This window comes from Flavitalea plasmicola, from assembly GCF_030546645.1.
Taxonomy (GTDB): domain Bacteria; phylum Bacteroidota; class Bacteroidia; order Chitinophagales; family Chitinophagaceae; genus Puia.
The window spans coordinates 545,964-558,271 of record NZ_JAUOTO010000001.1; the positions used below are offsets into that span (position 1 = coordinate 545,964).

Genomic DNA, 12,308 nt, shown 5'->3' on the forward strand with positions numbered 1-12,308 from the left:
AGGGTTTTTTCTTGCCCCTCACCATCATCAACGAACTTGCTTCGAATAGGCCTCAAGCGTCTCTTTTTCCTTCTTACTCAGGCTTCCCATGCCTTTCTTGCTGATCTTGTCCAGGATCTTGTCTACCTCCTGCTGCCGGTCGGTCAGCTCAGCATTGTACTTGTGATCGATGGAATAGAAGTCCTTGTGTGTCTTGTAAAAGAGATTATCGACGAGCAACGCGCCAGGGCGGGTGATGATCAAATAAATAAAAACGACGGTAGGAACTAAAATGATGAGGATCTTGCCGTAATTGTAAATAATGACCGAGGGGTTCATGGCCAGCGCCAGCAGCATGCCCGCCAGGGCGCCGCCAAGATGAGCGTCATGACCTATATTGTTCTTTTGGGATCTTATGCCATAGATACTGAACAGTACATATAAAAGGGCAAAGACCCACCCCGGAATGGAAGGCAGCAGAAAAAGGCCGATGCCCATGTCCGGATAGATCGCAACAGAGGCGAACATCACGCCGCAGACCGCTCCCGTTGCACCAACAGAGCTATAATCTCCCTCATTTCGGTGGATCAGCAGGGAAAGCAGCTCTCCGCCCACCATACTGGCAAAATAAATGATGAGAAAATTAAGGCTGCCAAGCGTTGATTCCACCACCCCGCTGAAGACGTACAGCCCGAACATATTGAAGATAAGGTGTGTCCAGCTGACGTGCAGGAAGCCAGACGTGAACAGGCGCTTGTAATCCTTGTTGATAAGGATGCGGTCTACTTCAAATTTGTATTTATCAAAGAACAGGCTATTGGAAAAGCCCTTGTATGATATCAAGGCGGTGATGACAACGAGTATCAATACGATAAATCCTGCGTTCGACATTGGGACGTTATTCAAGAGTTAGAGGAAATATAAATATAAATTCTGAAATAATCATAAAGGCGCTGGTTGCATTTTAGTCGATTGGTTATTAATCTTTTATGAATTTTATTTCCGTCTAATAAAAACGCCTTAACTTAAGACGATTGACATAAACCATTTATAAACATGACCAATACAACCAATACGCCCTGGCCGAAGCTTATTTATGAAGCTTACGGGGACACCATAGCTACGGTCCACTTGTGGACGCAGATCATCGGGAAAATAAGATTGAAGAATATGCCATGGCTCAACCACTCCTGGCATGTAACCCTGTATGTTTCTGCACGGGGATTGACCACCGGAAGTATACCTTACGACGAAGGCGTTTTCCAGATCGATATGGATTTCATAGAACATGAAGTGATCATCTCGTCAAGCGACGGGAAAAAGGGAACGGTAAAGCTTTATCCGCGCACGGTGGCCGATTTTTATAGGGAATTGTTTTCCAAACTGGGTTCAATGGGCATTCAGGTCACTATTCATGATGCACCCAACGAAATTGATCCGGCCATTCCCTTTCAGCAGGACACGGTTCATCGAAGCTACGACGCCATGCAAATGCACCTGATCTGGCAGGCGCTGGTACATACGGAGATCGTATTTACAAGATTTCGTTCCGGGTTTCTCGGGAAAACAAGTCCGGTGCATCTTTTCTGGGGTTCATTTGATTTAGCGGTAACCCGGTTTTCAGGCCGGAAAGCGCCAAAATACCAGGGGGCAGTCCCGAATATACCTAAGGAGGTAATGGAGGAAGCCTATTCTCATGAAGTGAGCAGTTGCGGCTTTTGGGCAGGCAATGAAAAAAGTCGTTTGCCGGTGTTTTACTCCTACTGCTATCCCACTCCCCCGGATTTCGGCCAACAGCCGGTTGCTCCGGCAGAAGCTTTCTACAATAAGGAAATGGGAGAATTCATGTTGCCCTACGAAGTCGTTCAGCAATCCGAAGATCCCACAGAGACCCTGCTTCGGTTTCTAAGATCGACGTACACGGCGGCCGCTAAGATGGGCAATTGGAGCAGTAACCTGGAATGCGATCTTACTTATTTGGAAAAGTGATCTGCTCTCGGTAGAATATATGGACATATCTCTATAAATGAATCGATATGCTCACTTCCATCCCGATATTGGGGAGATTTGGCTACATCTTCGCTAAAATTACAACGGCAACCCGCTGGCATTAAATTTTAATGATTTATTAAGGTATTCTATTAACGGCAGATTTTCAATTTACAAATCATTTTAAACATGTGATTATGAAAGCAAACCTAAATGTATTGATAGCCACTGCCGGTATTGCCACGATTTTGTTGACGGGATGCGTATCCAGCAAGAAGTATAAATCATCTCAGGCGGCCCTTGCACAGATGAGAAATGACAGCGCACGGCTGGCCCAACAGGTGACTTCACTCAATGAGAATGTACAGAACCTGGAGCAAAAGAACACCACCCTGCAACGTACGCTCGACAGCACTACCGGCAACTATGCTACCCAGCAAAAGTCTCTTGACTACTATCAGGAGTATTTCAACAAGCAGCAAGGCACCCTCTCTCAGGTGAGCGATGCGCTTAAAGGAGCGCTGTCTCAGACGGGCGTTGCAAATGAAGATATTCAACAGGTGAACAATGCCATTTACGTAAACCTTGATGAAAATAAGATCTTCAAAAAGAATAGCACAGCCGTTACCACCAGCGGAAAGCAGGCGTTGAGCAGTCTCGCCCAGGTAATTAAAAGCCGGTCCGATGTCAATGTCGTCGTTAGCGATGGCGATTCTTCCGGCGGTCAAAGCAGCAACATGGGCAATCCTTCTTCCACTATGGGGAATGCAACCTCGGCAAACAACGTCACATCTGATAATATGTCAGATAATGCAGCCCCCAGGCACCATCGGGCTCACCATATGATGGCCCACCGGAAAACTGAAGCCAAGGGCGCTGCTGCGGCAGGCGGTCAAAACGCCGGAGCAACCGTCAAGACGGACAATAGCGGCAAAAGCGATGTCGCAGTAACACATAGAAAAACAAAAAGAAAATACGCCAGTTCAGAAGGATCGATGACGTTTTACAACAGTCCGACCCGGTATTCGAAGAACAGGGCATGGATGTTAAAGCAAGGGCGTGTGAATTCTGTCGCAAATGGCCTCCTGCAAAATGGTGTTCCAAAAGTGAATTTATTGATGCAGCAGCCGATTTCAAATGGTCTTACACCGGGTAATGGTATCAAAGTGATCATTACGCCCACCATGAGCGATTTCACCCCGCAAAATAGTTCCGCTGCGAAAGGTGGAGAATAATTAACCTTGACTATGATTTCGTGAACCTTCTGCCTGATGCAGAAGGTTTTTTTCACTCACCTTAAATAGTCTAAGATATGAAGTGGCTAGGTGACAGGGAAAGCTCCAACGTAGAGGACCGTCGCGGGATATCAGGCGGACATGTCGCGGCCGGCGGAGGGATCGTCGGTCTGATCATCTACCTGATCTACTCCTTCATGGGCGGAAGCGGCCCGGCTCCGCAAATGCCGCAGATGCCCGGCCAGGCGCAGTCGACGGAACAAACGCCGGAACAAAAAGCCGCGGATGACGAGCAGGCGAAATTCGTCAAGGTGGTGCTGGCGGACACAGAAGACGTCTGGGGCAAGTTATTTGCTGAGCAGGGAAAAACCTATGAGGATCCTACCCTGGTGCTGTTTCGGGACCAGGTGGAGTCTGCTTGCGGCTTGGCAAATTCAGCCGTCGGACCATTTTATTGCCCTGGCGACCACAAGTTGTATTTGGACCTCGCTTTCTGCCAGGAACTTCGGGACCGCTTTAAAGCGCCTGGGGATTTTGCTGTTGCATATGTCATCGCTCATGAAGTAGGCCACCATATTCAAAACCTCAACGGCACATCGGCAAAAATGGAGCGGCTGCGATCGCAGGTAGGCAAAACAGAATACAACAAATACTCCGTTAAGTTAGAGCTGCAGGCGGATTTTCTCGCGGGCGTATGGGCGTATCATGCGAATAAGATGAAAAATATTCTTGAGCCAGGCGATATCGAAGAGGCCTTAAAGGCTGCAAACGCCATCGGCGACGACAGGCTGCAGAAGCAGGCTACGGGGACGGTGGTGCCGGATGCATTTACGCATGGGACCTCGGCCCAGCGGGTGTATTGGTTTAAAAAAGGCTTTGAAACGGGAGATGTGAAACAGGGCGATACGTTCAATGATCCTTCACTAAATTAAAAAAGCCCCCCTCGCAAAGCAAGGAGGGCTTTATATTTGGCAGATCACGCGATGTCAAATCGGTCGAGGTTCATCACTTTTGCCCAGGCCGATACAAAGTCATGAACAAACTTTTCTTTAGCATCATCGCACGCATATACCTCAGCAAGTGCGCGGAGCTCGGCATTGGAGCCGAAGACGAGATCGGCGCGGGTAGCGGTCCATTTCAACGCCCCGGTAGTCCGGTCGCGTCCCTCGAAGAGGTCACCGGCTTCCGATGTCGCCGTCCACTTGGTACCCATATCCAGCAGGTGTACGAAAAAGTCGTTGGTAAGTGTCTCCGGCCGATGCGTGAACACCCCGTGCTGAGAATGGTCAAAATTGGTGTTGAGCATCCGCATTCCTCCCACCAGGACCGTGAGTTCAGGAGCGGTCAGCCTCAGTAGTTGTGCTTTGTCGATCAGGAACAGGTCTGCTCTTGCAGCATAGTGAGGCTGGGCATAGTTACGGAAGCCATCGGCAGCCGGCTCCAGCGCGCCAAACGATTCCACATCGGTCTGCTCCTGGGATGCGTCATTGCGACCGGGTGTAAAAGGCACGGCAACAGGGTAGCCGGCATTTTTTGCCGCCGCTTCGACGCCTGCGCACCCGCCCAATACGATCAGGTCGGCCAGCGAAACCGCTTTACCGCCTTCCTGGGCATCGTTAAATTCCTTTTGGATACGCTCGTACGTTGTCAACACTTTGGACAGTTGACCCGGATCGTTTACTTCCCAGTCTTTTTGGGGCGCCAGCCGGATACGGGCGCCGTTGGCGCCGCCGCGCCGGTCGGAGTCGCGATAGGTGGACGCCGAAGCCCACGCCGTGGTGATGAGTTGCGAAAGGGTCAGCCCGGCATTCAGCAGCTGGCCTTTCAAGGTTGCGATGTCCTGGTCGTTGATCAGGGGATGCGCCACGGCCGGAATGGGATCCTGCCAGATCAGCTCCTCGGCAGGTACCTCAGCTCCGAGGTAACGTACGCGAGGCCCCATGTCACGATGCGTCAGCTTGAACCATGCGCGGGCAAAAGCGTCGGCAAACTGGTCCGGGTTCTCCAGAAAGCGCCGGGAAATGGGCCCGTAAATAGGGTCAACCTTCAGGGAAAGGTCCGTCGTCAACATGGTTGGCGCATGGCGTTTCTCCGGGTCGTGTGCATCAGGCACCGTGCCGGCGCCGGCGCCGTCCTTGGGTATCCATTGGAAGGCGCCCGCAGGGCTTTTGCTCAGCTCCCATTCATAGCCGAATAAATTCTCGAAGAAATTATTGCTCCATTTTGTCGGTGTGGTGGTCCATATCCCTTCCAGGCCGCTGGTGATGGTGTGACCCGCATTACCGTCGCCATAGGAATTGCTCCAACCAAGGCCCTGCTCCGCCATGGAGGCAGCTGCCGGCTCCTTGCCCACGTGCTTCCCCGCATCGGCAGCGCCATGGGTTTTGCCAAAACTATGGCCCCCTGCTATCAACGCCACGGTTTCTTCGTCGTTCATGGCCATCCGTCCAAAGGTCTCGCGGATGTCGCGGGCCGCGGCCAATGGATCGGGTTTTCCATCAGGCCCCTCCGGGTTTACATAGATCAGTCCCATTTGCACCGCTCCAAGCGGGTTCTCCAGCTGGCGATCACCTTCATACCTTTTGTTCCCCAACCACTCCGTTTCCGACCCCCAGTAGGTATCTTCAGCCGCTTCCCATACATCCTGGCGTCCCCCGCCGAAACCGAATGTTTTAAATCCCATCGATTCGAGGGCGCAATTGCCAGCCAGCACAAGCAGGTCCGCCCATGAAAGCCTTTTGCCATATTTCTGTTTCACAGGCCAAAGCAGCCGGCGTGCCTTGTCCAGATTGGCATTATCGGGCCAGCTGTTCAGCGGTGCATATCGCTGCATCCCCCTGCCTGCACCGCCGCGTCCATCCGAGATCCGGTAAGTGCCCGCGGCGTGCCATGACAACCGGATCATCAGCGGGCCATAGTGGCCAAAGTCGGCAGGCCACCAGGCCTGCGAGGTGGTCAACACATTAATTATTTCTTTTTTAACTTCCTTCAGGTCCAGCTTCTTGAACTCTTCTGCATAATCAAAGCCTTTGTCCATCGGGTCCGATAAAGAAGAGTGTTGTCTCAGAATATGCAGATTTACCTGATTGGGCCACCAGTCGCGGTTTCTGGTCCCGCCACCAGCAACCTGTTTCAGATGCCCTCCGAGGAACGGGCACTTGCCCTCAGCACCTGGATGGTGCACTGTTGCATAATGAAGCGTGTTGTTTTCCATGATGGTGCAATTTTGATTTTTAGGTGTATCACCAAATATATCGAAGTTTTTGCCATTGATTTTATAGATAGTTTTGATGAAGCGATCGAGAAAATCGATAAAATGCCGTAAATTCATTACCACGCCTCCATTAAAAAACCTGTTATATGAAAAAAGAAATTCCACCTGAAACGATCTCCCGGCGAAAGTTTGTTGAAATGACAGCTGCGGCGGGTCTCGCTTACACCATTGTTCCAAGACATGTGCTCGGTAGAGGATATATTCCCCCCAGTGACAAGATCACATTGGCCTACATCGGCGTAGGCACGCAAGGGATCAGGGAGCTGCTGCCCTTGCTGGAGATGCCCGGGATCCGGGTGGTGGCAGTGTGCGACCCCAATAAGGAAGCCAGGGGCTACCGCGACTGGGGCATCAATTACCTCAAAGACGAAATTCGCAAGTCTATCAAAAAACCCGGCTGGGATCCCGGGGGCGACAATACCATTCCAGGCGGGAGGGACAATGGTAAGGATATCGTGGACACTTATTACGCCAATACTTATCCCGGGCAAAAAACCAGGGGCTGTGCCGCTTATGCCGATGTACGTGAATTGCTGGAGAAAGAAAAAGACCTGGATGCAGTAAAGATCATGACGCCCGATCACCTCCATGGTGTGCTTTGTATGGCCGCCATCAAAAGAGGCAAGCACGTGCTGGTGCACAAACCCATCTCCAACAGACTGATCGAGGGCAGGAAAGTGATCGAAATGGCGCGGGATCACCCGAAAGTGATCACACACCTTATACCATGGGATTCCAACGGATCGATGGAGACCGTGATGGCCTGGGTCAACGCGGGAGCCATCGGAACCTTGAAAGAAGTGCATAACTGGACCAACCGTCCCGTTTGGCCACAGTACCCTGAGCTGCCCGTTGACAAGCCTCCCGTTCCCGAAGGATTCAACTGGGATCTGTGGCTGGGCCCTGAAGCCGATCGCGCCTACCATCCAGGCTACACCCATATGGTGTTCCGGGGCTGGTACGACTTCGGCGGAGGATCCATGGCCGACATGGGGCACTACAGTCTCTGGACAGTTTTCAATGCCTTACAACTCACCTCCCCCTCCGTGGTGGAACCGCACAGGAGCCATTTTTGCGACTTCAACGGCGCCGTACCATTCCGGGTAAACAACGACTTCTCGTTCCCCATGGCCAGCACCGTGAAATTCAGCTATCCGGCCAACGGCAGCAGAGGACCTGTCGACCTTTATTGGTACGACGGTGGCATGCGTCCCTGTATTCCTGAAGAACTGGCGAAAGATAATAAAGAGCTGCCAGAAGAAGGAATGATGTTCGTAGGCGACAAAGGAAAGATCCTTGCCGGGTTCAATGTGCAGAACCCGCAGATCATCTCCGGTGAAAAAATGGAGACGCCCGCGCGCGCTAACAATGACAAGCGCAACCAGGTGCAGCTGACATCGGCAGCATTGCCGCTGTTTGTGGAGGCATGCAAATCCGGGAAGCAGTATCCCGGCAGCTTCGCCGAAGCCGAACATCTCACCGAGGCTGTCAATCTGTATGCGGCATCATTAAGGGCAAATAAAATGTTGAAATATGACACCGCGAGTCAGACCATCACGAATGCACCCGATGCCAATAAATATCTGAACCGTGAATACAGGCCGGGCTGGAATCCTGCTACCATCTGATATAACGATAAAAATAAACGATATGGGAACGATCAACCGTCGCCGGTTTCTTGGCAGGATAGCCACAGGGGCGGGCGCTGCCTTTGCCTTGTCTCACCTGCCCTCGCAATTGCTGGCGAACGCCCGGATGCTGGATATTCCCCTTGGGTTCCAGACATTTCCCATCAGGGATATGCTGGCGAAAGACTTTTCAGGCACCTTAAAAATGATGGCTGCGCAGGGCTACCAGCTCACCGAAATGTGTTCGCCGAAAGGATATGCTGACATCGGGTATGGACCGCTTGTAAGCATGAAGACGTCCGACATGCGTAAGATCATCAGCGATGCAGGGCTCAGCTGCCCCAGCTGCCATTTCGGGTTTCCTGAGTTTGGCAGCGCACTGGATCAAAGTATCGGGTTTGCACATGACCTGGGATTGAGCCAGATGATCTGTTCCACCTTCTGGCTGCCTAAAACCGCTACCCTAAATGACTATCTCGCTGCGGCAGATCAGCTGAATAGGGCGGCTGAAAAAATAAAAAAGGCCGGCATGCAGACAGGATTCCACAACCATGATTTTGAATTCCACGCGCTCGACGGCCAGCTGATCTATGATGCGTTGATGAAACGCCTGGACCCTGAGCTTGTAAAAATGCAATTTCAGACGGAAGTGATCAACCTCGGATATAAAGCATCCAGATATTTCAATAAATATCCCGGCAGGTTCATCTCCGCACATCTGTCCGACTGGACCGCAGACAAAAAGCAGGTACCCGTAGGGCAGGGCGTCATCGACTGGAAAGATTTTTTTGCAGCCGCAAGAACCGGGGGAGTAAAAAACTTCTTTGTGGAAATGGACCTGGACAAGTACAAGGACAGCGCCGCATATATCCATTCATTATAAACCAATCTAACCCATATATGCCGCTGGAATACACTCCTGCGCATGGGAGGCTCCATTGCCGTCGACCGAATAAAGAATTATGCTTTCTGGCCGGAGGCAAAGGCTACCTTGAATTTTCAATATAACTTGTGGCCGACGATCATTATGAAAAGACCCCTACTCTGCATAGCCGGCTGGCTGGCATGTCTGCCATTGACGGCACAAAAGCTGGCCTATTCATTGCACACCTCCGATACAATCCCGTATGCCGCCGTACAAAAAGGCTTCTTAAACCCGCCCGCCGAAGCAAGGCTGAGATGCTATTGGTGGTGGCTGAACAGCATGGCCACCAAAGCGTCCATCACCCGCGACCTGGAGCAAATGAAGGCAAAAGGCTATGGGGGCGCGTCCATTGTAGACGCCGGGAGCTCGAACTACGAGGTGGCACATAAAACCAAGGCGGGCCCTGTATTCATGAGCCCGGCCTGGATGGAACTATACAGGCATGCCGTGAAGGAAGCCCAGCGACTTGGCATAGAGCTGAGCGTCAACGTGCAAAGCGGCTGGAACCCTGGTGGTCCGACCATCACCCCGGAGCTGGCCTTAAAAGCGATCACTTATTCAGAGCTAACGGTACAAGGTGGCCGCAAAATACAGGTGACACTGCCGCAGCCGCCATTCAAGCTGCTGTACACGGACATCGTGGTGCAGGCGTTCAAACAGCCCGCCGGCATGCCATTGAAGGACAGCGCCATCAAAAATTGGGGTATTAAATCATTCAATCAGTCTTTTGGTTTCAGGGGAACTTACCCTTTGTATAAATTACGCGAAGAATATCCCGGTGCAGAAAGTAAAGAAGGTATTAGAAAAGACGGGATCATTGATCTCACAGCCCAATGTAAGGACGGCGTATTGACCTGGGAAGCGCCGGAAGGTACCTGGACAGTCATCCGGTATGGATGGACCTGCACAGGCGCCAGCACATCCACCAGCAGTGATGGATGGAGCGGACTATCGCTTGATCACCTGAACCCGCAGGCATTTAAAAAATTCAGCGACGATGTGATTATTCCCCTGATAAATAACGCTCGGGCCGCAGGTAACAGCGTTCATTTTTTGCAAACCGACAGCTGGGAAATGGGCAATGTAGGCTGGACAAATGACTTCCCTGCAGAATTTAAGAGATTCAGAGGTTATGACCTGCGGCCTTACCTGCCTGTCCTCACCGGGCGCATAGTAGAAACAGTCGACCAGAGTGACCGCTTCCTGCATGACTATAGGCAGACGGTGGGCGATTGTATCGCGACCTACCATTATCAGCTCTTCAGCGACCTGGCGCATGCCAATGGCATGGGCATTCATCCCGAATCGGGAGGACCGCATTCCGCCCCTGTCGACGCCCTGAAAGTAATGGCCATCAGTGACTTTCCGCAGGGTGAGTTCTGGGCCACTTCCAATACCCATAGAATAAAAGATGATGAAAGGCTGGCCGTAAAGCAAAGCGCCAGTGTCGCGCATACGAATGGTAAAAGATTTGTTGGCGCGGAAGGCCCTACCACCATCGGTCCGCAATGGGAGCGGGCTCCCAGAGAGCTGAAGGCCAACATCGACCGGGTATTCTGCTCGGGCGTGAACAGGATCGTGTGGCATACTTTCACTTCCTCACCCAAAGAATTCGGTCTCCCTGGGAACGAATATTTTGCCGGCACTCACCTGAATCCCAATGTCACCTGGTGGAAACAGGCGGGCGATTTTATCAGCTATCTCAACAGGTGCAGTTACCTTTTGTCACAGGGCCTGTTTGTGGCCGACGTCCTGTATTACTATGGCGATGATGTTCCTTCTTTTGTCTTTATAAAAGAAGATGTCAAAGACCTGGCATTTGGCCATGATTGGGATAAATGTTCGAAGCAAGCGCTGTTGAACAGGGTCTCCGTAAAAGACAGCCAGCTGCAGTTCCCCGATGGCATGCGCTACCGCCTGTTGGTGCTGCCGGACGAAAATGCCATTGACCTCGCTGTATTGCGCAAACTGGAAACACTGGTAAAGGATGGATTGACCATCGTGGCGCCACGCCCGGCGAAAGCTACCTCGCTGACAGGCTTTCCTGCCGCCGATAAGGAGATCAATGCCATCGCAGCGCGTATGTGGGGTAATATCGACGGCGTTACGATCACGGAGAATAAATATGGCAAAGGAAGCGTGATCTTCGGCAAAGACGTCAACACCGTGTTGAAAGAGCAGAATGCGCTGCCCGACTTCTCGTTCACCAGCACACGGGAAAACACGGCGCTGGATTATATTCATCGCACCGGGGAAGGAATGGATATTTATTTTGTGGCCAACCGCTTTGGCAAAAGAGCGATCAATGATTTCGAGTTCCGGTATGACCCTTCCCTTCCCGACCGGTACGAGCAGGTGGAATGCGCATTCAGGGTGAAAGGCATGACGCCGGAGCTATGGGACCCTATGACAGGGCAGATGGAGGAAATAGTCACCTGGCGGGAAGAAAATGGCCGCATATTTATTCCCCTCTACCTCGAGCCGGAAGGATCCCGGTTTATCGTGTTCCGGAAAAAGACCCCATCCCCCCATGTTATTAAACTGGTCAAAGATGGCAGATCACTCTTTCCCGGAAATGAATACAAGGACACAGACAGGCCCATGATCGAGATCTTTAAAACAGGTGCCAGCACTTCCTCCGTTACATCGGCGCCGGGAAATTATACCCTTACCTGGTCCGACGGGAAAACAAGCACGGTCACCTGCACCCAGCCCAATACGGTATTGCCCATGACGGGCACATGGCAGATCAGTTTTGACACCGCCTGGGGCGGCCCGGCACAGATCCAGACGGATACACTGCAGTCATGGACAGCTTTTAAAGACTCAGGTATCAAATTTTATTCCGGTACAGCGATCTATAGGAAGCGCTTCACCCTCAGCGGGGACTATGATAAGGAGAAGAAAGCAGTGCTGGACCTGGGAAATGTGCTGGAAATGGCGTCGGTCTCCGTCAATGGACATAAAATGGCCGTACGGTGGTGTGCACCGTTCCAGTTTGATATTACGCCATATGTTCATGCCGGCGACAATCAGTTGGAAGTGGAAGTAGTAAATCTCTGGCCCAATCGTCTCATCGGAGACGGCAGATTGCCGCAGGAGCAAAGACGCACGCAAACAAATATCAAAAAATTTGAACAGCCTGGTTCCGAAAAGTACCTGAGGGAATCCGGACTGCTGGGCCCGGTGACGCTGCGGTTTTATCCAAGGGAAAACATAAGTTATTGAGTATTATTATATTATATTGTAGGTGTAATTTTAGGAATGCCATTGTTTTT

At 51.5% G+C, this 12,308-nt stretch carries 9 protein-coding genes; 7 read left to right on the forward strand and 2 right to left on the reverse strand.

Annotated elements, in window-relative coordinates; all coding sequences use genetic code 11:
- Nucleotides 1–27 precede the first annotated feature (27 nt).
- Entirely contained in the window at nucleotides 28–870 is an 843-nt protein-coding gene (locus Q4E93_RS02105; RefSeq protein ID WP_303582433.1) for a rhomboid family protein, read from the reverse strand.
- 165 nt (nucleotides 871–1,035) lie between these two features.
- On the opposite strand from Q4E93_RS02105, the gene Q4E93_RS02110 reads away from it, so the two are divergent.
- The 3 genes from Q4E93_RS02110 (at nucleotide 1,036) to ypfJ (ending at nucleotide 4,135) form a co-directional block, all read left to right on the forward strand.
- Nucleotides 1,036–1,968 carry a DUF5996 family protein gene (locus Q4E93_RS02110; protein ID WP_303582434.1) on the forward strand — a complete coding sequence of 311 codons (933 nt, stop codon included), beginning with the start codon at nucleotides 1,036–1,038 and terminating at the stop codon, nucleotides 1,966–1,968.
- 197 nt (nucleotides 1,969–2,165) lie between these two features.
- Nucleotides 2,166–3,203 carry a hypothetical protein gene (locus tag Q4E93_RS02115; RefSeq protein ID WP_303582435.1) on the forward strand — a complete coding sequence of 346 codons (1,038 nt, stop codon included), beginning with the start codon at nucleotides 2,166–2,168 and terminating at the stop codon, nucleotides 3,201–3,203.
- Nucleotides 3,204–3,280: 77 nt separating this feature from the next.
- Complete coding sequence (gene ypfJ, locus Q4E93_RS02120) at nucleotides 3,281–4,135, forward strand: KPN_02809 family neutral zinc metallopeptidase (protein ID WP_303582436.1); 855 nt, start codon at nucleotides 3,281–3,283, stop codon at nucleotides 4,133–4,135.
- Nucleotides 4,136–4,179: 44 nt separating this feature from the next.
- On the opposite strand, the gene katG is transcribed toward ypfJ, so the two are convergent.
- Nucleotides 4,180–6,387, reverse strand: coding sequence for a catalase/peroxidase HPI (gene katG, locus Q4E93_RS02125; protein WP_303583230.1), 2,208 nt, complete (start codon nucleotides 6,385–6,387; stop codon nucleotides 4,180–4,182).
- Here katG and Q4E93_RS02130 point away from each other — a divergent pair.
- From Q4E93_RS02130 to Q4E93_RS02145, 4 genes are all read left to right on the forward strand, one after another.
- Nucleotides 6,274–6,528: a hypothetical protein gene (locus Q4E93_RS02130; protein ID WP_303583237.1), complete on the forward strand. Its 255-nt coding sequence runs from the start codon at nucleotides 6,274–6,276 to the stop codon at nucleotides 6,526–6,528. The two genes, katG and Q4E93_RS02130, sit on opposite strands and share 114 nt — an antisense overlap.
- A 35-nt stretch (nucleotides 6,529–6,563) precedes the next feature.
- Nucleotides 6,564–8,105, forward strand: coding sequence for a Gfo/Idh/MocA family protein (locus Q4E93_RS02135; protein ID WP_303582437.1), 1,542 nt, complete (start codon nucleotides 6,564–6,566; stop codon nucleotides 8,103–8,105).
- A gap of 22 nt (nucleotides 8,106–8,127) precedes the next feature.
- Nucleotides 8,128–8,988, forward strand: coding sequence for a sugar phosphate isomerase/epimerase family protein (locus Q4E93_RS02140; protein WP_303582438.1), 861 nt, complete (start codon nucleotides 8,128–8,130; stop codon nucleotides 8,986–8,988).
- 144 nt (nucleotides 8,989–9,132) lie between these two features.
- Nucleotides 9,133–12,258: a glycosyl hydrolase gene (locus Q4E93_RS02145; RefSeq protein ID WP_303582439.1), complete on the forward strand. Its 3,126-nt coding sequence runs from the start codon at nucleotides 9,133–9,135 to the stop codon at nucleotides 12,256–12,258.
- The last annotated feature ends 50 nt before the right edge of the window (nucleotides 12,259–12,308 follow it).